We start from the raw sequence: 21,025 nt of genomic DNA, 5'->3' as shown, positions 1-21,025 counted from the left end.
AATCCCCATTAAGACTGCAATGCATCGCTCAGGCGGTTCAAACGACCACGCGCTGAGTCATCGATGACTAGGTCTCCGGCTCGAATAATAACCCCACCAAGTAGGGTCTCATCTACACTGCAATTCAGCTTCACTTTGCGTTCAAGACGCTTTTCAAGTTTGCTGCCAATGTTTGCAAGTTGTTCATCAGAAAGCTCTGTTGCTGAAATTACTTCAACATCAATTTCTTTCTCATGTTCTTTTTTCAGAGTAAAAAACTCTTTACAAACATCAGGAAGGGCCGCTAAACGACCATTCTCAGCCATTACCTTCATAAGGTTTTGGCCGTGCGCATCAACTTGTTCACCGCAAACTGCAACAAAAATTTCTGCCATTTTATCAGCAGAAACCGAACCCGTTAGTAGTTCGTTCATTTGTTCGTTTTTGGCCACTTCAGCAGCAAAAGATAACATTTGGCCCCATTGGTCCAACTGGTCTTTCTCTAAAGCAAAGTCGAAGGCTGCTTTAGCATAGGGGCGTGCGATAGTAGTCAAATCAGACATATGCGCCCCCAGACTTAAAGTTTTGCAGTAATGTTGTCGAGAATATCTTTTTGCGCATCTTTATCGATAGAACGCTCAAGGATTTTCTCAGCACCAGCTACAGCCAGAGTAGCAACTTGTTTGCGCAGCTCATCGCGTGCACGATTGCGTTCAGCTTCAAGTTCTGCTTCTGCTTGCGCTAGGATTTTCTGGCGTTCTGCCTGAGCTTCCTCGCGAGCTTCATCAAGAATTTGAGACTTACGCTTGTTCGCTTGTTCGATGATCTCAGTTGCTGTGCGCTTCGCTTCTTTCAATTGATCAGAAGCGTTGGCTTGTGCTAGATCCAAGTCTTTCGCAGCACGTTCTGCTGCTTGAAGACCATCAGCAATTTTCTTCTGACGCTCTTCGATCGCTTGCATCAATGGTGGCCATACATACTTCATGCAGAACCACACAAATAGTGCGAACGAGATTGCTTGACCTAGCAGAGTTGCGTTTATGTTCACAACAGCTACCCCTCTATTTGGACTTAGTGTTAATCAGTGACAAGCGATAATCGCCCGTCCCGAGTTAAAGGTGATTAACCTAGTTGACCAACGAATGGGTTTGCGAAAGTGAATAGTAGCGCGATTACGATACCGATCATTGGAACCGCATCAAGTAGACCCGCGATGATGAACATCTTAACTTGTAGCATAGGAGCCATTTCTGGTTGACGTGCAGCACCTTCTAGGAATTTACCACCTAGCAGTGCGAAACCAATCGCTGTACCAAGAGAAGCAAGACCGACGATAATACCTACGGCGATTGCAGAAAAGCTCAGTAAAGTTTCCATTACTATCTCCAATTTATAGTTGTTGGCTTAGTGCCCAAATAAAAAGCTTTAAAAAAATTAATGATCAGGATCTTCGTGTGCCATTGACAGGTAAACAATTGTCAACATCATGAATACGAAGGCTTGAATCGTAATAACCAAGATATGGAAGATTGCCCACGGTAGTGAACCCATCCATTGTAAGTACCATGGTAGCATTGCCGCACAAAGAATGAATACAACCTCACCCGCGAACATGTTACCGAATAGACGCATACCAAGTGATAGAGGTTTCGCTAATAGCGATACCACTTCAATTAGTAGGTTAAACGGAATCATCAGTGGGTGATTGAATGGATGTAGTGCAAGTTCTTTTGCGAATCCACCTAGACCTTTTACTTTGATGCTGTAGTAAATCATCAATGCAAAAACGCCTAGAGCCATAGCCATGGTGATATTCACATCAGCAGACGGTACAACCTTAAGGTAAGGAATACCTAGCCAATGCTCTGCTGGGTATGGTAAGAAGTCGATAGGAACTAAGTCCATCACGTTCATCAAAAATACCCAACAAAAGATAGTCAGTGCTAAAGGCGCGATCAGTGGGTTGCGTCCATGGAACGTGTCTTTGACGTTATCGGCGACAAATTCAACGATCATTTCTACAGCACACTGAAGCTTACCCGGTACACCCGCTGTTGTTCTCTTTGCTACTTTGTAAAAAATTCCGAGGAAAATTAAACCAGTAAACCAAGAAAAAAACAGGCTATCGATATGTACGTTCCAGAAACTTGTCTCCGACCCTACTAAACCCAACTTGTATAGCGATAGGTTAGAAAGGTGGTGGGCAATGTAACCGGACGATGTTAGCGCTTCACCTGGCGCAGCCATAACTCATCCTATTTTTTGTTGTTAATGAATAGCACTGGTGCACAGATATTAATACCTAGTACCAGCAAATAGGTTAGTTTGAGGGGAACAAGTTCCACCTGCATATACATGTAGGCAACATAGAACAGTGCAACCGTGATGAGAATTTTCAGTACTTCACCCGTATAGAAGGAAGCAGCGATGCGCTTGGCAGCGCGAGCTCCACTAAACATGAAAGCACACAGCGCGAATACTGCATTGGCAACAACAAAAATGCCTCCGCCAATCAGCGCTGAAAATCCCCAGTCAGGATTTATGGCTACCGCCATTCCTGCTGCCACAAAAATAACCGCGCCAGACTGGATCATTAACAATTGCCTTGCGAGCTCTCGTCCTGGTCTAGCTAACGCAGCTACCATGTATTCGTACCTCTAGTAATATCCACTTCGCACTTAACTCTCTGTGCTGGGAAATTGGCGAAAATTATACGTTCAGTTCAACGTAAAGCAATTCGATTGCATCAAAAACTTACAGTTTTGTTTACAAAACGACAACTTTCGCACAAAATTCGATTAATTAGATTAATTGACCTAAATCAATTATCTCATCTAGGCCTCAAGCTTGGCAATTAGTTGGTCCAATTTGTGAGGCTCATCAAGACTTATCGTCAATTTCGCTTTTCCGTTTGCAGAACGGGTCAGAGAAACTTTTGCATCAAGCAGCTGACTCAATTTATGCGACATTTGCTCGGCTTCGGTATCCTCTTGTTGCCCTTTTTGCTCATTTTGTGGGGCTAAGCACTTTTTTACTAACTGTTCGGTTTGGCGAACAGTCATTTGCTTCTTAGCCACTTGTTGAGCTACTTCGACTTGCTGTTCGCCTTCTAACGCTAACAGAGCTCGAGCATGACCCATTTCCAATTTTTTATCTGCAACCAGACCTTTTACATCAACTTCCAACTGATTCAGACGTAATAGGTTACTCACCGTCGTTCTTGATTTACCAATCACATCGGCCACTTGCTGATGTGTCAGCGTGAATTCATCTTGTAGACGCTCAAGCGCTTGGGCTTCCTCAATCACATTCAAGTCTTCACGTTGAATGTTTTCAATCAACGCCATGGCGATGGCGGCACGATCTTCAACTTTTTTCACCAAACACGGTACGCGTTTTAACCCCGCCTGCCTTGCAGCACGCCAGCGGCGCTCACCTGCGATGATCTCAAACTGACCACTTTCGACCTGGCGAACCACGATTGGTTGAATAATGCCTTGTGATTGAATCGAAGCCGCTAGTTCTTCTAGCGCTTCAGGCGCCATATCTTTACGCGGTTGGTATACGCCCGGTTGCAATTGACCAATCGCTAAATCGGTTAACTCACCGTCTGCCGATAATTCTTGGCTATGCGATGCAATATGCTGTTTTTCACGAGCAAACGAACTGGTCGACAATAACGCATCCAGTCCTTTTCCGAGACCACGCTTAGACATGGGATTGAATTCCTTAGGTTAGAGTTAAACTGGGATTTCTTCGCGGCGGAGCATTTCGCCCGCTAGAGCAAGATACGCTTTGGCACCTGCGGAGTACTTATCGTAGTACATTGCTGGCTTACCGTGACTTGGCGCTTCAGCCAAACGAACATTACGCGGAATGACAGTACGGTAAACTTTATTCCCAAAGTGTTTTTTAAGTTGATCGGATACTTCATTCGATAAGCGGTTGCGTGGGTCGTACATGGTACGCAATAAACCTTCGATTTTTAGGTTTTCATTCACAACAGCCGCTAACTTGCTGATTGTATCCATAAGAGCAGTTAAACCTTCTAACGCAAAGTATTCACATTGCATCGGCACCAGCACAGAGTCTGCTGCCGCCATCGCATTGATTGTAAGAAGGTTTAGAGAAGGAGGACAATCAATAAAGATGAAATCATAGTTATCGCGAACTGACGACAATGCATTTTTTAGACGCACTTCACGAGCGAAAACTTCCATCAATTTGATTTCTGCCGCGGTGACGTCTCCGTTCGCCGCGATCAAATCATACTTCCCTGTTGTTTGGGTACAAACGACTTGATCGAACGGTGTATCTTCGACCAAAAGATCGTATGCGGTGGCGTCGACCATATACTTATCCACGCCACTGGCCATCGTAGCATTGCCTTGCGGGTCGAGATCGATCACCAAAACCTTGCGCTTTGTTGCCGCCATCGAAGCCGCTAAGTTAATGCACGTTGTTGTTTTGCCGACCCCACCTTTCTGGTTGGCGATTGCTACAATTTTACCCACGATTACCTCGCTAATTTTCCTTGCGCGATAAGATTACTAGATGACGATCACCTTCCAACTCAGGAACAGCCAAAGATATGATCTCTGTCACACTGCACCATTCAGGAAGCTGATCCATTTCATCTTTAGGGTGCTGTCCTTTCAGCGCTAGAAACACCCCGTGCTCTTGTTTCGGCAAATGGTGGCACCATTCCACCATGTCTGTCATTGAAGCAAAAGCTCGACTCAAAACGCCATCAAATTTTTCTTCAGGCTGGAATTCTTCGACGCGACTTTGAATTGGTGTCACGTTTTTCAGCCCTAATGTGTGCACAACTTGCTTGATAAAACGGATGCGTTTGCCAAGACTGTCGAGCAAAAAGAAGGTTTTCTCAGGGTTCATGATTGCCAAAGGGATGCCCGGTAACCCCGGACCAGTACCAACATCAATGAAGCGCTCACCGGGCAGGTGTGCGCTTACAACGATACTATCAAGAATATGTTTCACTAACATATCCAGCGGATCACGTACCGATGTTAAATTGTACGCTTTGTTCCATTTATTGAGCAGTTCGACATAACCAACTAACTGCTCTCGTTGCTGTTCTGACACTTCCAAATCGGTTTTCGCGATCAGTGAATCCAGCTTTGTTCGCAATGCGCTCATTATTATTCCTCACCTTTCTTCAGCAAACCATGCTTTTTCAAGTGAACAAGTAGAATAGAAATTGCAGCAGGCGTAATACCTGAAATGCGTGATGCAATACCGATGCTCTCTGGTTTGGCCTCGCTCAGTTTAGCAACGACTTCGTTTGATAAACCTTTTACATCGCGGTAATCCAAATCAGCAGGTAACTTGGTATTTTCGTGACGCAGTGATTTTTCGATCTCTTCCTGCTGACGCTTGATGTAACCATCGTATTTCACTTGAATTTCAACTTGCTCAGCCGCTTGCTGATCTTCAAGAGCAGGAGCAAACGCTTCAAGTTGCGTCAGTTGCGAATAAGTGATCTCTGGACGACGCAGAAGATCCTCACCACTCGCTTCACGGGCCATTGGGGTTTTCAGCAGCTTGTTCAGCTCATCAACACCCTCTGACTTCGGATTCATCCACGTTGCTTTCAAACGCTGACGCTCCGTTTCCATATTGTTGATTTTCTCGTTAAAGCGAGCCCAACGAACATCATCAATCAAGCCTAGCTCGCGCGCTTTTTCCGTTAAACGTAAATCGGCGTTATCTTCACGAAGTAGCAGGCGGTATTCCGCACGAGAAGTGAACATGCGGTACGGCTCTTTGGTACCCATGGTCGATAAGTCATCAATCAACACGCCCATGTAAGCTTGGTCACGACGTGGGCTCCAGCCTTCTTTGTCTTGGCTAAACAAGCTTGCATTTAGACCGGCCATCAAGCCTTGCGCTGCGGCTTCTTCGTAGCCAGTCGTGCCATTAATCTGGCCAGCAAAGAACAAACCATGGATGAACTTCGTCTCGTACGTTTGCTTCAAATCACGTGGATCGAAGAAATCATATTCAATCGCATAACCTGGGCGAACGATGTGTGCATTTTCAAACCCTTTCATTGAGCGCACGATTTGTACTTGCACATCAAATGGCAAGCTGGTCGAGATTCCATTAGGGTATAACTCGTGCGTGGTTAGGCCTTCTGGCTCAATGAATATTTGGTGGCTGTTTTTGTCAGCGAAACGCATCACTTTGTCTTCAATAGACGGACAGTAACGCGGACCAATACCTTCAATCACACCTGCGTACATTGGACTGCGATCCAAGTTACTGCGGATCACATCGTGAGTTTGTTCATTGGTGTGGGTGATGAAACATGGAATCTGACGCGGATGCTGTTCACGTTTGCCCATGAACGAGAATACAGGAGTTGGGTTATCACCGTGCTGAGCTTCTAGCACTGAAAAATCAACAGTACAAGCATCAATGCGCGGTGGAGTACCTGTTTTTAAACGATCCACACGGAACGGCAGTTCACGCAGTCGATCCGCTAATGCGATCGATGGTGGATCCCCGGCACGACCACCAGACGAGCTTTCCATACCTATGTGGATCTTACCACCAAGGAAGGTACCCACGGTTAGCACAACGGCTTTCGCATGGAAGCGAAGTCCCATTTGAGTTACCACACCAACTGCGCGATCTTGTTCAACAATCAGATCATCAACTGATTGCTGGAACAACGTTAAGTTAGGCGCATTTTCTAATGCATTACGAACGTACGCTTTGTACAGAGCGCGATCGGCTTGAGCTCGAGTTGCTCGTACTGCAGGACCTTTGGAGGCATTTAGTGTACGAAACTGAATACCTGCATGGTCGATGGCTTCAGCCATCAAACCGCCCATAGCATCTACTTCTTTTACTAAGTGACCTTTACCAATACCACCGATCGCCGGATTACAAGACATCTGGCCTAATGTATCGATGTTATGGGTAAGGAGAAGCGTTTTTTGTCCTGTGCGTGCAGATGCGAGCGCGGCTTCCGTTCCTGCGTGTCCGCCACCGACAACAATGACGTCAAAGTTTTCGTGATAAAGCATGAACTGACCTCAGGTATTCAAAGGGATTTAATGGACAGATAAAGGAGCCGTATTTTACCTGCTTTATGCCAGAGAGAAAAACGTTTTCTCGTTTTATCCGTTTTAAGCTTCAAGATAAATATATATAAGATCTATATATATGATCTTTTATTAGATCTACTATTAGGATCGACCGTTTCTGTGGATAACCTAAAAATGATCAACAAGATCATGGATCTTCTTTGGATCATATCTTGTGATCATGATTGGATCAGATCGAGGATTACCTGGGATCAAAAGTGGTGGTTATACACAGGGGATAAAATTGATCAAAGTTGTTATTGGGATAACTAAAGGAAAATCACTGGATCTTATTGTAGTTATCCACAGTCTGTTTGGTTGGTTTTTGAGCGGTTAAACAAAATAATTTGGTGGGGGTTATTCACATGGGAGAAAACAGAGCCGAATTTCGACTCTGTTGAAGGGAAAGTCGTGAGTTTAAAAACGTTCGATATTCTCTTTTAACCACATCTCTGCGGCGTCTTCTGGCACATCATGGCTCAGTACATCGATTTTAAAGCAATCTGCGAGAGGGGTTGCACCAATATCCTCTAATAAATCATAAGCGTGTTGACCAGCGGCACAGAACGTATCGTAGCTAGAGTCACCAATCGCAATCACCGCAAATTTTACATCAGTCATTTTTGGCGGTGTATTTTGTAATGCTGCGATAAAAGGTTGGATATTATCAGGATACTCACCAGCTCCATGTGTAGAGGTGATCACCAACCACGTACCTTGATTTTCGATATCACTGAGGGAAGGCTGGTTGTGGATCGTTGTTTCAAATCCATTCTCGTTGAGTAGATCACTCACGTGATCCCCTACGTATTCTGCGCCACCTAACGTGCTGCCTGTAATAATGTGGATCATACTTCTTCCTTATTGAATGCGACGGCTAAAGCTCATGGATGGCTTGCCGTACAAAAAGAAACGCGGTGTGAGTTAAGCTCAGCACCGCGCGTTCGATTATTTACTTCCCGATACAGAATGAAGAGAAGATTCGTCCCAGTAAGTCGTCAGAACTGAACTCACCGGTAATCTCATTGAGATGTTGTTGGGTGATGCGTAGCTCTTCAGCCAATATTTCACCAGCCATATAGCCTTCAAGCTGCTCCTGGCCTATTTGAAGGTGCTGTGCGGCACGTTCTAATGCATCGAGATGACGACGACGAGCCATAAACCCACCTTCACTGTTGCCAGAGAAGCCCATACACTCCTTGAGATGATCGCGCAGAGCTTCAACCCCTGCACCAGTCTTCGCTGACAAACGGATAAGAGTAGGGTTATTGACGTGGCAGATCCCCATATCTTCACCCGTTTGATCCGCTTTATTACGGATCACAGTTATGCCAATGTTGTCTGGTAGGCGATCCACAAAATCTGGCCAGATATCTTTCGGATCGGTGGCATCGGTTGTCGTGCCATCCACCATGAACAACACGCGGTCTGCTTGGGCTATTTCATCCCACGCGCGTTCGATACCGATTTTCTCTACTTCATCGGAAGCATCACGCAAACCTGCTGTATCAATGATGTGTAGTGGCATGCCATCAATATGGATATGCTCACGCAGTACATCACGCGTGGTTCCTGCGATGTCGGTTACGATTGCAGATTCTTTACCCGATAGCGCGTTCAGTAGGCTTGATTTGCCCGCATTTGGACGACCCGCAATCACGACTTTCATCCCTTCACGCATAATAGCGCCTTGGTTAGCTTCTTTGCGCACCGCATCTAGGTTGTCGATGATGGCTTGTAGGTCACCAGCCACTTTACCGTCGGCCAAAAAGTCGATCTCTTCTTCAGGGAAGTCGATGGCTGCTTCAACATAGATACGCAAATGAATCAGCGACTCAACTAAGGTATTAATGCGGCCTGAAAATGCGCCCTGTAAGGATTGCAGTGCCGATTTTGCTGCTTCTTCAGAACTGGCATCAATGAGGTCTGCGATCGCCTCGGCTTGAGCGAGGTCGAGTTTATCGTTCAGAAATGCGCGTTCAGAGAACTCACCAGGGCGAGCAGCTCGAATACCATCTATACCTAGAATGCGTTTTATCAGCATATCCATCACGACAGGGCCGCCATGGCCTTGCAGCTCAAGTACGTCTTCACCTGTAAATGAGTGTGGGTTAGGGAAGTACAGTGCGATGCCCTGATCAAGCACAGTGCCTTCTTCTGACTTAAACGGCAGGTACTCTGCGTAGCGGGGCTTTAGTGTTTTGCCAGTGACTTCTAACGCCACTTGGTTGGCTTTAGGGCCAGAAACTCGAATAATACCGACACCGCCACGACCAGGCGCGGTCGCTTGAGCGACAATCGTATCTGTAGTCATAATTTTGCCTTTTGAGCTGGGCTATAGGGAAGATACCTAGGGAGCCATCACAATTAATTAGCTGAATTGTAATCAGCCAAAAACAAAAAGGCGACCTTTTGGCCGCCTTTCTCAATCATTTCCTAAAAGGTTACTTGCTGTGTAAGCCTTTTTTCTCTAATCCTTTGTAGATCAGAGTTTGCTGGATAAGCGTTACGATGTTCGACACCAACCAGTACAGAACGAGACCTGATGGGAAGAACAAGAAGAAGAAGGTAAACATAACCGGCATAAAGGTCATGATCTTCTGCTGCATTGGATCCGTTACTGTTGTCGGGCTCATCTTCTGGATTAGGAACATAGACGCACCCATCAATAGCGGCAGGATGTAGTAAGGGTCCTGCGCTGAAAGGTCATGAATCCAACCGAAGAATGGAGAGTGACGTAGCTCAACCGATTCCATTAGTGCCCAGTAAAGCGCGATGAAGATAGGCATCTGTAGGATAAGAGGTAAACAACCACCTAGTGGGTTCACTTTCTCTTTCTTGTACAGTTCCATCATTTCTTGGCTCATGCGCTGACGGTCATCACCGATACGCTCACGCATTGCTTGCAGCTTAGGCTGAAGCATACGCATTTTCGCCATAGACGTGTATTGCGCTTTTGTTAGTGGGTACATTGCACCACGAACGATGAAGGTCAGGCAGATGATTGCCACACCCCAGTTACCAACAAAGCTCTGGATGAATGAAAGCAACATATGAAGAGGCTTCGCAATGAACCATAACCAGCCGTAGTCCACTACTAGGTCTAGGTTAGGTGCCACTTCTGCCATTTCATCTTGCAGTTTTGGACCAACCCAAAGTGTTGCTTCAAACTTAGCCTGATCGCCTGTTGCGATAGTTTTGTTCGGCATACGAACGCCGATGTCGCCTAGGTTGCCAATTACACGAGTGTATAGGTTAGTACCTGGTTCGTTACGTGGGATCCAAGCTGCGGCAAAGTAGTGCTGAATCATTGCTGCCCAACCTTGGCCATCGGCTAGGTTAAGAGACAGGTTGCGATCCTGCATATCATCAAAGCTGTACTTCTTGTAACGCGTATCTTCTGTTGAGTATGCGCCACCACGGTAAGTAGGCATTGTGATGCTACCACCATCGTCCATTAGGTTTTGACGTAGGTGAGCGTACATACCAAATGTTGCGTTGTTGCCTGAGTTGTTCACTACATCGTATTCAACATTAAGCGCGTAGCTGCCGCGTTTAAAGATGTAAGTTTTGGTGTATTCGATGCCGTTTGCAGTGAATGTCATCGGAACGCGAAGTTCATCTTGACCGTCAGCCATTGTGAAGCTGTCTGCACTTACGTTGTAGTGAGGGCGATTTGTGCTGCTCAAGTCGATACCTTGAGGGCCCACTAGACCGCTTTGAGCGATAAATTGGTGACCTTGAGCGTCTTTAAGCAGAACAAAGGAATCTGATGAATCTAACTCAGCAGAGTATTCGTTAAGGTTGGCATGTACCACATCGCCACCAACGGTGTCGATCGACAGAGTTAAAACATCAGTCGTTACTGTGATAGTTTTTGCAGAAGCTTGCTGTTGACCAGGAACTGGGTCAAGTTCATCAGCAAAAGATGGTGCAGGTAGAGTGCTGCTTGATTGAGCCTGTTCAACTGCTTGAGGTTCTGGATTCTTTGCAACTTGCCATTGTTGAAACAGCAAAAAAGAAACCAGGGCCAAACCGATGAGCAGGATATTACGTTGAGAATCCATCGTTAGTTATCTCTGTCTTGTTTTTGGACTGGTGGAACGGGGTCATACCCCCCTTCATTCAAAGGGTGGCATTTTAATAGACGTTTGCCTGATAACCAACATCCTTTTACAAAACCGTGAGCTCTCAAAGCTTCTAGCGCGTAAGTGGAACAGGTTGGTGTGAACCGGCAACGAGGACCAATCAAAGGGCTGATAAACCAGCGATACAGATAAACGAGCCCAATGGCTATCCACGTGAAGGGCGAGACAGGCGTTGCCATAGCTTATCAAACAACTTAAAAATTTCCTCATTGCTTAAATCTTGCGCGCTTTTCTTTGCAATCACAACAAAATCTTTGTTTGGAAGCTGATGTTGATTGTTACGAAAGCTTTCACGAGCCAAACGCTTAAATCGGTTACGACCGACAGCCGTTTTGATTTGCTTTTTGGGAACCGCTAAACCTAATCGTGGGTGAGAAAGTTTGTTATTGCGAGCAATGATGGTGAAATGAGGCGAGCCAGCTCGATGAGCTTGCTGGAAGACGTTTTGATAATGCTCGGGAGTTAACAAACGTAACTCCCGATTAAACGCGTACGTGTTCAAAATAAACTAGCGATTATTTTGATAGGCGCGCACGGCCTTTTGCACGACGTGCGTTGATAACTTTACGACCGTTCTTAGTTGCCATGCGAGCACGGAAGCCGTGAGTACGCTTGCGCTTTAGAACTGTAGGTTGAAAAGTGCGTTTCATGATAATTACCTTTACTGATCAGTAGTTTTAGGTTCTTGTTAAACCCGGCGTGGGTATTTGCTTTCTTATATAAAGAAGCTCTTTATATAGAGAAGGACAACCGACGCCTCTCAACAAAGAGGCGGAATTGTAATCACACTCACATAATGTGTCAATGACTCAATGAGTACGAAATTCCGGCCGGGCGATTATACGTAGTGTGAGTAAAATCTCAAGGATCAATCGATCCTGATGCTTGATCGTTACTCTATTCCTACTTGGTTAAGGAATTTTTTCAAACGAGGATCTTGTGGATTATCGAAGATATCCTGTGGAGAACCTTGCTCAACGATATTGCCTTCCGCCATGAAGATCACTCTATCAGCGACTTCTTTCGCGAATTGCATCTCGTGCGTCACCACCAGCATGGTTTGATGCTGATTAGCTAACTTCTTCATTAATGAGAGAACTTCACCGACCCATTCAGGATCCAGCGCAGAAGTTGGTTCGTCAAACAACAGCAGTTCTGGTTGCTGCGCCATCGCTCGGCCGATACCCACGCGTTGTTGTTGGCCGCCAGATAATGCCGCTGGATAACTATCGCCTTTATCCCCAAGGCCGATGTCATCCAGAATTTGTTGCGCTCGTTTGAGAGCATCGGCTTTTTTCCAACCTCGAACGGTCACTAGACCTTCGGCAATGTTCTGGCGCGCATTCATATGGGCAAACAGGGCATAGTTTTGGAACACAAAGCCAGTTCGACGACGCAGCGCTAATACTTCGGCTTTAGTGTGTTTTTGAGTATCAACGGAGATGTCATCTATCGTGATACGACCTTCATCTGCTTGTTCTAGAAAGTTCACCGTACGCAGCAAGGTTGATTTACCCGTACCACTTGAGCCGATAATCACGATGATCTCACCTTGCTTAATATCGAGGTCGATGCCTTTCAGCACTTCAGTCTCACCAAAACGTTTGTGAATATTTTCTAACTTAATCATCGTACGTACGCCTTATTCAGTTTTGCTTCTGCCCAGATTTGTACGCGAGTCAGAATCACCACCACGCCCCAGTAAATAAGAGCAACCGCAAGGAAAGCTTCAAAGAAACGGAAACTTGATGAGGCTTCCATCTGTGCTTTCGCCATGATTTCGGCCACACCAAGCGTGAAAGCGAGAGACGTTGACTTGATCATATCGATGAAATAGTTCATCAATGAAGGCAGTGCGACACGCGTTGCTTGAGGTAAAATCACTCGGCGCATTGCTTGGGATGTCGTCATACCGACCGATAAGCTCGCTTCCATTTGGCTGCGATCAATGCCAATAATGGCGGCACGAATACTTTCCGCCATATAAGCGGCAAAGTGCAGCGTTAAACCGATAACCGCTGCTGAAAAGGCGTCGATACCGACCATCAATGGAAAAATTTGCGGTAAGCCGTAATAAAGCAGGAAAAGCTGAACCAACAGTGGGGTGCCACGGAAGAAGCTGATGTACAGTTGGCTTAATTGATCCAAAACTGGCAGTTTAAATACGCGAATATTGGCTAAAATGACGGATAAAATCAGCGAAAACACCAATCCCCATGTCGCCATTTCCATGGTTGTGCCAAGATATTTCAGCAATATCGGCAACAGTTCCAACATGTAATTAAAGTCAAATCCCATACGGCTTACCTAAAGGCTAGAGAAAAGAAAAGGTGGAAAACAAGTTCCACCTTTACGTAAGTTTATTTTAGTCCGAGAGTGATACCACTTTGCGGCCTAAAGTACAAAGAGTTCTTATTTCGTGATGTCAGCGCCAAACCACTTCACGGAAATTTTCTCTACTGTACCATCTGCGCGCATCTCAGCCAGTGCTTTGTTTACTTCTTCTTGCAGCTTACGACCTTTCTCGTTGTCCACGAAAGGCCATGCGTTTTGAATGGTCTCAAACGGTTCGCCTGCCAATTCCAAAGGAAGACCTGTTTTCTTAATCAGCTCTAACGCAGAAAGACGATCCATTACAAACGCGTCTGCACGACCGAGCGCCACGTCATGTTCGATACCTGTGTCGTACGTTTTAATGTTGATCTTGCCGTCTTTGTCGTATTGACGCAGCAGTTGCTCAAAGTTAGAGCCTAGGTTCACCGCAACGGTTTTGCCCGCAAGATCGTCAACACCTTTGATGCTGTCGTTGCCTTTACGCACGGTAATTTGTGCGCCATCTACAACGTAAGGGTCAGCAAATAGGTATTTAGCTTTACGCTCATCAGTCATGGTGATTTGGTTGGAGATCGTATCGATACGACCAGTTTCTAAAAGACCAAATAAACCAGAGAAGTTGGCTGTTACGTATTCGATTTTGTAATCGTTACGTTTACCGATTTCATCCCACATGTCGACTTCAAAGCCTTGTAGCTTGTCTTGCTTTACAAAAGTAAACGGGAAGTAGCGACCTGACATACCAACTTTGACTTCAGTAGCGGCTTGTACGGTTGCTGCCGACAGTGCAATGGCTGCAACGGCAACCTTAATCCAGTTTTTCATAATACATCTCCATAATTTTATGGTTGGAAATACTACTGTTAGTTAGCTCAATTAAATAAATAACCAAGAGCAATAACCTAGACCTGTGAGTTATTAGATAATAGAAGAAGAATGTTAAATGTGACGAAAATGCGAACTGAACCTAGCGAAATGATCGACAAAATCAGCATTGGGAATAAAATAATACACAGACTTATCACCAATCGCTCGATCTTGTGAATTTTGCCCAATTGTGGATCGTTGTGTGGGCAAATTTGGGGCAAGGTGTGTTGATCTCATCAAGTTTGCAGAAATAATTGTGAATAACTTGGATCTTATTCACTGGATCGTCGATCAATCGCTGGCGATCTTGGTTATCAACAGGTAAAATTGCCAGTCTTTTCCGATAATTCAATTACTCAGTGGGGGCACCGTGTCATCTTCGCTTTGGCTGCAATGTTTGCAGCAGCTTCAAGAAGAGCTACCAGCTACAGAATTCAGCATGTGGGTTCGTCCGCTACAAGCGGAGCTCAATGACAATACTCTCACTCTATTCGCGCCAAACCGCTTCGTGTTGGACTGGGTGCGTGATAAGTATCTGAACAATATTACTCGCTTACTGCAGGAATACTGTGGTGGCGACATTCCTAACTTACGCTTTGAAGTGGGGAGCCGACCTGTCTCTGCTCCAAAACCAGCGCCGACACGTACGCCTGCAGATGTGGCTGCGGAGTCATCTGCACCTGCGCAATTACAGGCGCGTAAGCCAGTACACAAAACCTGGGATGACGACGCTCAAGCGATTGCGGCTATCAATCACCGCTCAAACATGAACCCAAAACACAAGTTCGACAACTTTGTTGAAGGTAAGTCGAACCAACTGGGTTTGGCTGCGGCGCGTCAGGTATCGGATAATCCTGGTGCAGCATACAACCCGCTGTTCCTATACGGCGGCACGGGCTTGGGTAAAACGCACTTGTTGCATGCGGTGGGCAACGCGATTGTGGATAACAACCCGAACGCAAAAGTGGTCTACATGCACTCAGAACGTTTTGTGCAAGACATGGTAAAAGCGTTGCAAAACAATGCGATTGAAGAATTCAAACGCTACTACCGCAGCGTGGATGCGCTCCTTATCGATGACATCCAATTCTTTGCTAATAAAGAACGTTCACAAGAAGAATTCTTCCATACCTTCAACGCACTATTGGAAGGTAATCAGCAGATCATTCTAACGTCTGACCGTTATCCTAAAGAAATTAATGGCGTTGAAGATCGTCTTAAATCTCGCTTTGGTTGGGGTCTTACTGTTGCGATCGAGCCACCTGAGCTTGAAACGCGTGTGGCGATCTTGATGAAAAAAGCTGAAGATCACCAAATCCACCTTGCTGATGAAGTGGCATTCTTCATTGCCAAGCGTCTGCGTTCGAACGTTCGTGAGCTCGAAGGTGCACTGAACCGTGTTATCGCGAACGCGAACTTTACTGGTCGTCCAATTACGATTGATTTTGTTCGTGAAGCGCTGCGCGATCTGCTTGCTCTACAAGAGAAGCTGGTGACGATCGATAACATTCAAAAGACAGTGGCGGAATACTACAAGATTAAAGTAGCGGACTTGCTGTCTAAACGTCGCTCTCGTTCTGTTGCGCGTCCTCGTCAGCTGGCCATGGCGTTAGCAAAAGAACTAACCAACCATAGCTTGCCTGAAATTGGCGATGCGTTTGGGGGCCGCGATCATACGACCGTACTTCATGCTTGTCGCAAGATTGAGCAGCTGCGTGAAGAGAGCCACGACATTAAAGAAGATTACTCTAACTTGATTCGCACCCTGTCTTCGTAATCGGTTAGAATAACGGTATTCTAAGCAAATCATTTATTGAGCTGACAGCGTAAAGAGCCAAGCATGAAATTTACCATTGAACGTAGTCATTTAATCAAACCGCTACAGCAGGTTTCGGGCGCTTTAGGTGGCCGACCAACTCTGCCAATCCTGGGTAACCTACTTCTTAAAGTAGAAGAGAACGTATTGTCGATGACGGCAACCGATCTTGAAGTAGAGTTAGTAAGCAAAGTGACGCTAGAAGGTGATTTTGAAGCGGGCAGCATTACCGTTCCTTCGCGTAAGTTTCTCGATATCTGCCGTGGTTTACCGGACGATGCGATCATCACATTTGTATTAGAAGGTGATCGCGTACAAGTTCGCTCTGGTCGCAGCCGTTTCTCATTGGCAACGCTTCCTGCGAACGATTTCCCTAATATTGAAGACTGGCAAAGTGAAGTGGAAGTATCACTGAGCCAAGCTGATTTACGTACGCTGATCGACAAAACTCAGTTCTCGATGGCGAATCAAGACGTTCGTTACTACCTCAACGGCATGTTGTTTGAAATTGACGGCACCACGCTACGCAGCGTGGCGACGGACGGCCACCGTATGGCGGTATCGCAAACTCAGCTAGGTGCGGACTTTGCGCAGAAGCAAATCATCGTGCCACGCAAAGGTGTGCAAGAATTAGTAAAGTTGATGGATGCGCCAGAGCAGCCTGTAGTACTTCAGATCGGTAGCTCCAATGTTCGTGCTGAGGTGAATAACTTTACTTTTACCTCTAAGTTGGTTGATGGTCGTTTCCCTGACTACCGCCGTGTATTGCCTCAGAGCACCAATAAGACCCTAATAGCAAGTTGTGACGAGTTGCGCCAAGCCTTCTCTCGTGCTGCGATTCTTTCCAACGAAAAATTCCGTGGCGTGCGAGTGAATCTGGCTGATACTGAAATGCGCATAACCGCGAATAACCCAGAACAAGAAGAAGCGGAAGAGATGCTTGATGTAACCTTTGAAGGTGACGCCATCGAAATCGGCTTTAACGTAAGCTATGTGCTTGATGTTCTGAATACGTTGCGTTGTGAAAATGTACGTGTGTCGATGTCGGATGCTAACGCTAGCGCGTTGATTGAAAATGCCGACGATGACAGTGCCATGTACGTGGTGATGCCAATTCGTCTATAAGCCAACTGAATGCCTCTTTCTCGTCTCATCATTCAGCAGTTTCGAAACATTAAAGCCTGTGATATTGAGTTATCAGCAGGCTTTAACTTTCTTATCGGGCCGAACGGCAGCGGTAAAACCAGTGTCTTAGAAGCGGTTTATCTGCTCGGGCATGGCCGCTCATTCAAGAGCTCTCTCACCGGACGAGTGATACAAAATGAGTGTGACGAACTGTTTGTTCATGGTCGTTTTTTGAACTCGGATCAATTTGAGCTACCTATCGGCATTAATAAGCAGCGTGATGGCTCAACAGAGGTTAAAATAGGCGGTCAATCTGGACAAAAATTAGCGCAGTTGGCACAAGTTCTGCCTCTGCAGTTGATACACCCAGAAGGGTTTGATTTACTGACAGATGGCCCTAAACATCGTCGTGCGTTTATTGATTGGGGCGTGTTTCATACCGAGCCCGCTTTTTATCAAGCATGGGGAAGGTTCAAGCGCCTGAACAAGCAGCGCAACGCGTTGTTGAAAACCGCCAATAGTTATCGTGAGCTCAGTTATTGGGATCAGGAAATGGCAGGATTGGCTGAAAACATCAGCCAATGGCGAGCAAGTTACATCGAGCAGATGAAAACCGTCGCAGAAACTATCTGTCAGACATTTTTGCCAGAATTTGAGATCCAATTGAAGTATTATCGTGGCTGGGATAAAGACACTCCATACCACGAGATACTAGAAAAGAATTTTGAGCGTGATCAGGCTTTGGGATACACCTTTAGTGGCCCAAACAAAGCTGATTTGCGCATTAAAGTGAACGGAACGCCCGTTGAAGATGTTCTGTCACGCGGTCAATTAAAACTCATGGTGTGTGCATTGCGTGTAGCGCAAGGGCAACACCTGACAGAGATGGCCGGTAAACAATGCATTTACCTAATTGATGACTTCGCGTCGGAATTAGATAGCCAACGTCGCAAGCGTCTTGCTGACTGCTTAAAAGAGACGGGCGCACAAGTATTTGTAAGCTCTATCACTGAAAGCCAAATCGCCGATATGTTGGACGATAACGGTAAATTGTTTCATGTGGAACATGGCAGGATAGAGTCAAACTAGAAGAGAGAAACTCATGTCTGAAAATTACGATTCATCGAGTATTAAGGTACTGAAGGGTCTGGATGCGGTACGTAAGCGTCCAGGAATGTACATCGGCGATACGGACGACGGCACCGGCCTTCACCACATGGTTTTCGAGGTGGTGGATAACTCAATTGATGAAGCGTTGGCAGGTCACTGTAAAGACATCGTTGTGACAATTCATGAGGATAACTCGGTTTCCGTTAGCGATGATGGTCGTGGCATTCCAACAGAAATCCACTCAGAGGAAAATGTCTCTGCAGCAGAAGTAATCATGACGGTTCTTCACGCGGGTGGTAAGTTCGACGATAACTCATACAAAGTATCGGGTGGTCTTCACGGGGTAGGTGTTTCAGTAGTAAACGCACTATCAGAGAAAGTTGAGCTAACGATTCATCGTGGTGGCCATATCCATACGCAAACCTACCGCCATGGTGAGCCTCAAGCGCCACTAGCCGTTGTGGGTGATACGGATAAAACCGGTACACAAATTCGTTTCTGGCCAAGTGCCGAGACGTTCTCTAACACAGAGTTCCACTATGACATTCTGGCGAAGCGCCTGCGTGAACTGTCATTCCTGAACTCTGGTGTGTCGATCAAATTGGTTGATGAACGTGAAGCAGACAAACATGATCACTTCATGTATGAAGGTGGTATTCAAGCGTTCGTTGATCACCTAAACACCAACAAAACGCCAATCATCGAAAAAATCTTCCACTTTAACTCTGAGCGTGAAGACGGCATTTCAGTTGAAGTGGCGATGCAATGGAACGATGGTTTCCAAGAGAACATCTTCTGCTTTACCAACAATATCCCACAGCGTGATGGTGGTACTCACCTTGCTGGTTTCCGTGCTGCGCTAACACGTACATTGAACAGCTTTATGGATAAAGAAGGTTTCTCGAAGAAAGCGAAAACAGCGACTTCAGGCGACGATGCGCGTGAAGGTCTAACTGCGGTTGTTTCGGTGAAAGTGCCTGATCCTAAGTTCTCAAGCCAAACAAAAGACAAACTAGTTTCTTCTGAAGTGAAATCAGCTGTTGAGTCTGCAATGGGTGAAAAACTGTCTGAGTTCCTGATTGAGAACCCGACAGAAGCGAAGATGGTTTGTTCGAAAATCATCGATGCAGCACGTGCACGTGAAGCTGCGCGTAAAGCTCGTGAAATGACGCGCCGTAAAGGTGCACTAGACCTAGCTGGTCTTCCAGGTAAACTTGCAGACTGTCAGGAAAAAGATCCGGCACTCTCTGAACTATACATAGTGGAGGGTGATTCGGCAGGCGGCTCCGCAAAACAAGGCCGTAACCGCAAGAACCAAGCAATCCTACCGCTAAAAGGCAAGATTCTTAACGTAGAAAAAGCACGTTTCGACAAGATGCTATCTTCTCAAGAAGTAGCAACACTGATCACCGCACTAGGTTGTGGTATCGGTCGTGACGAGTACAACCCGGACAAGCTTCGTTACCACAACATCATCATCATGACCGATGCCGATGTCGATGGTTCGCACATCCGTACGCTACTGTTGACCTTCTTCTACCGTCAAATGCCAGAGCTTATCGAGCGTGGCTATGTGTACATCGCTCAGCCACCACTATACAAAGTGAAAAAAGGCAAACAAGAGCAGTACATCAAAGATGAAGAAGCGATGAACCAATACCAAGTATCATTGGCTCTGGACAATGCATCGCTACACGTAAACGCAGAAGCACCTGCACTGGCAGGTGAAGCACTAGAGAAGCTTGTTCAACAGTACAATGCGGGTATTAAACTGGCGGAACGTATGAGCCGTCGCTACCCAAGTGCTTTGGTAAACGAGTTGATTTACACTCCTCGCCTAACGCCAGAGCAATGCCATGACGCATCAGTTGTGGAAGCTTGGACGAAGCAGCTTATTGAACAGCTGAATGCGAAAGAAGTGGGTGCAAGTCAGTACAGCTACGAAGTTGAGCAGCACGAAGAGCTAGGCTTAAACTTGCCTAAGATTGTGGTTCGTACTCACGGCGTGACGCACGAACATGCAATTAGCATCGACTTCCTAAACTCGAAAGAGTACGGCAAGTTGGCCGATCTATCAGAAGCACTTGATGGACTTCTGGAAGAAGGCGCGTACATCAAACGTGGTGAGCGTACTATGCCAGTGGCAAACTTTGCAGAAGCGCTTGACTGGTTAGTGAAAGAGTCAATGCGTGGATTAAGCCGTCAGCGCTACAAAGGTCTAGGTGAGATGAACCCAGACCAACTTTGGGAAACCACCATGGACCCAGAAACACGTCGTATGATGCAGGTAACGATTGAAGATGCGGTAGGCGCAGATCAACTGTTCACGACGCTAATGGGTGACCAAGTAGAGCCTCGTCGTAACTTCATCGAAGAGAACGCACTGAAAGTAGCGAACCTAGACGTATAACGACACTGTTCGTGATAGTAAAAAGCAGCGAGAAATCGCTGCTTTTTTTGTTTTCAGCCCTAAACCACCTACTTCAGTAGGTGGTTATCATCCGTTTCGGCTTTGCCTGTAAAACTACTCA

General features: G+C 46.0%; 22 protein-coding genes. 4 read left to right on the top strand and 18 right to left on the bottom strand.

Translation table 11 applies throughout. The features are described 5' to 3' along the window. Window positions 1-8 precede the first annotated feature (8 nt). From atpH to R7E51_RS19455, 18 genes are all read right to left on the bottom strand, one after another. Window positions 9-542, bottom strand: a complete 534-nt coding sequence (gene atpH / locus R7E51_RS19540; protein ID WP_138939885.1) for a F0F1 ATP synthase subunit delta — start codon at window positions 540-542, stop codon at window positions 9-11. Between the two features lie 14 nt (window positions 543-556). Next, complete coding sequence (gene atpF, locus R7E51_RS19535) at window positions 557-1,027, bottom strand: F0F1 ATP synthase subunit B (protein WP_005378929.1); 471 nt, start codon at window positions 1,025-1,027, stop codon at window positions 557-559. A gap of 74 nt (window positions 1,028-1,101) precedes the next feature. Further along, on the bottom strand, window positions 1,102-1,356 hold the full coding sequence (atpE, locus tag R7E51_RS19530) for a F0F1 ATP synthase subunit C (protein ID WP_002540812.1): 255 nt from the start codon (window positions 1,354-1,356) through the stop codon (window positions 1,102-1,104). Between the two features lie 57 nt (window positions 1,357-1,413). Beyond that, window positions 1,414-2,226, bottom strand: a complete 813-nt coding sequence (atpB, locus tag R7E51_RS19525) for a F0F1 ATP synthase subunit A (protein ID WP_005378922.1) — start codon at window positions 2,224-2,226, stop codon at window positions 1,414-1,416. A gap of 8 nt (window positions 2,227-2,234) precedes the next feature. Then, window positions 2,235-2,624: a F0F1 ATP synthase subunit I gene (locus R7E51_RS19520; protein WP_005378921.1), complete on the bottom strand. Its 390-nt coding sequence runs from the start codon at window positions 2,622-2,624 to the stop codon at window positions 2,235-2,237. A 189-nt stretch (window positions 2,625-2,813) separates the two neighbouring features. Then, on the bottom strand, window positions 2,814-3,695 hold the full coding sequence (locus R7E51_RS19515; protein ID WP_017821562.1) for a ParB/RepB/Spo0J family partition protein: 882 nt from the start codon (window positions 3,693-3,695) through the stop codon (window positions 2,814-2,816). Between the two features lie 24 nt (window positions 3,696-3,719). Beyond that, window positions 3,720-4,493, bottom strand: coding sequence for a ParA family protein (locus R7E51_RS19510; RefSeq protein WP_005383838.1), 774 nt, complete (start codon window positions 4,491-4,493; stop codon window positions 3,720-3,722). A gap of 10 nt (window positions 4,494-4,503) precedes the next feature. Continuing rightward, window positions 4,504-5,139, bottom strand: a complete 636-nt coding sequence (rsmG, locus tag R7E51_RS19505; RefSeq protein ID WP_206958417.1) for a 16S rRNA (guanine(527)-N(7))-methyltransferase RsmG — start codon at window positions 5,137-5,139, stop codon at window positions 4,504-4,506. Window positions 5,140-5,141: 2 nt separating this feature from the next. Next, window positions 5,142-7,034, bottom strand: coding sequence for a tRNA uridine-5-carboxymethylaminomethyl(34) synthesis enzyme MnmG (gene mnmG, locus R7E51_RS19500; RefSeq protein WP_206958419.1), 1,893 nt, complete (start codon window positions 7,032-7,034; stop codon window positions 5,142-5,144). 477 nt (window positions 7,035-7,511) lie between these two features. Further along, window positions 7,512-7,946 (bottom strand): FMN-binding protein MioC, encoded by a 435-nt coding sequence (gene mioC / locus R7E51_RS19495; RefSeq protein WP_206958420.1) that lies wholly within the window; start codon window positions 7,944-7,946, stop codon window positions 7,512-7,514. A 100-nt stretch (window positions 7,947-8,046) separates the two neighbouring features. Beyond that, entirely contained in the window at window positions 8,047-9,408 is a 1,362-nt protein-coding gene (mnmE, locus tag R7E51_RS19490) for a tRNA uridine-5-carboxymethylaminomethyl(34) synthesis GTPase MnmE (RefSeq protein ID WP_206958423.1), read from the bottom strand. 130 nt (window positions 9,409-9,538) lie between these two features. Further along, window positions 9,539-11,161, bottom strand: a complete 1,623-nt coding sequence (yidC, locus tag R7E51_RS19485) for a membrane protein insertase YidC (protein ID WP_005383834.1) — start codon at window positions 11,159-11,161, stop codon at window positions 9,539-9,541. A 2-nt stretch (window positions 11,162-11,163) separates the two neighbouring features. Continuing rightward, window positions 11,164-11,421 (bottom strand): membrane protein insertion efficiency factor YidD, encoded by a 258-nt coding sequence (gene yidD, locus R7E51_RS19480; protein ID WP_005378822.1) that lies wholly within the window; start codon window positions 11,419-11,421, stop codon window positions 11,164-11,166. After that, window positions 11,388-11,711, bottom strand: coding sequence for a ribonuclease P protein component (rnpA, locus tag R7E51_RS19475; protein ID WP_005394102.1), 324 nt, complete (start codon window positions 11,709-11,711; stop codon window positions 11,388-11,390). Before rnpA ends, yidD begins: the two co-directional genes overlap by 34 nt. Window positions 11,712-11,757: 46 nt before the next feature. Then, window positions 11,758-11,892 (bottom strand): 50S ribosomal protein L34, encoded by a 135-nt coding sequence (gene rpmH / locus R7E51_RS19470; protein ID WP_005378825.1) that lies wholly within the window; start codon window positions 11,890-11,892, stop codon window positions 11,758-11,760. Window positions 11,893-12,134: 242 nt separating this feature from the next. Beyond that, the gene (locus R7E51_RS19465) at window positions 12,135-12,872 is read right to left on the bottom strand and encodes an amino acid ABC transporter ATP-binding protein (protein ID WP_206958424.1); all 738 of its coding nucleotides are present in this window, start codon (window positions 12,870-12,872) and stop codon (window positions 12,135-12,137) included. After that, on the bottom strand, window positions 12,869-13,540 hold the full coding sequence (locus R7E51_RS19460; RefSeq protein ID WP_005378829.1) for an amino acid ABC transporter permease: 672 nt from the start codon (window positions 13,538-13,540) through the stop codon (window positions 12,869-12,871). The genes R7E51_RS19465 and R7E51_RS19460 overlap by 4 nt, the downstream gene beginning before the upstream one ends. A 114-nt stretch (window positions 13,541-13,654) precedes the next feature. Next, complete coding sequence (locus R7E51_RS19455; RefSeq protein WP_005378831.1) at window positions 13,655-14,401, bottom strand: amino acid ABC transporter substrate-binding protein; 747 nt, start codon at window positions 14,399-14,401, stop codon at window positions 13,655-13,657. 412 nt (window positions 14,402-14,813) lie between these two features. Between R7E51_RS19455 and dnaA the strand changes: the two genes are divergently transcribed. From dnaA to gyrB, 4 genes are all read left to right on the top strand, one after another. Next, a complete protein-coding gene (gene dnaA / locus R7E51_RS19450) occupies window positions 14,814-16,220 on the top strand; it encodes a chromosomal replication initiator protein DnaA (protein WP_005378835.1) in 1,407 nt (468 codons plus the stop codon). Window positions 16,221-16,283: 63 nt separating this feature from the next. After that, window positions 16,284-17,384 (top strand): DNA polymerase III subunit beta, encoded by a 1,101-nt coding sequence (dnaN, locus tag R7E51_RS19445; protein WP_005394106.1) that lies wholly within the window; start codon window positions 16,284-16,286, stop codon window positions 17,382-17,384. 9 nt (window positions 17,385-17,393) lie between these two features. Next, window positions 17,394-18,473, top strand: a complete 1,080-nt coding sequence (recF, locus tag R7E51_RS19440; protein ID WP_005378839.1) for a DNA replication/repair protein RecF — start codon at window positions 17,394-17,396, stop codon at window positions 18,471-18,473. Window positions 18,474-18,486: 13 nt separating this feature from the next. Then, entirely contained in the window at window positions 18,487-20,904 is a 2,418-nt protein-coding gene (gene gyrB / locus R7E51_RS19435; protein WP_005378841.1) for a DNA topoisomerase (ATP-hydrolyzing) subunit B, read from the top strand. The last annotated feature ends 121 nt before the right edge of the window (window positions 20,905-21,025 follow it).

It is taken from the genome of Vibrio sp. Vb1166, assembly GCF_033338695.1.
GTDB lineage: Bacteria > Pseudomonadota > Gammaproteobacteria > Enterobacterales > Vibrionaceae > Vibrio > Vibrio alginolyticus.
The sequence above is the reverse complement of the archived record's forward strand: the minus strand, read 5'-3'. Positions and strand labels throughout refer to the sequence as shown.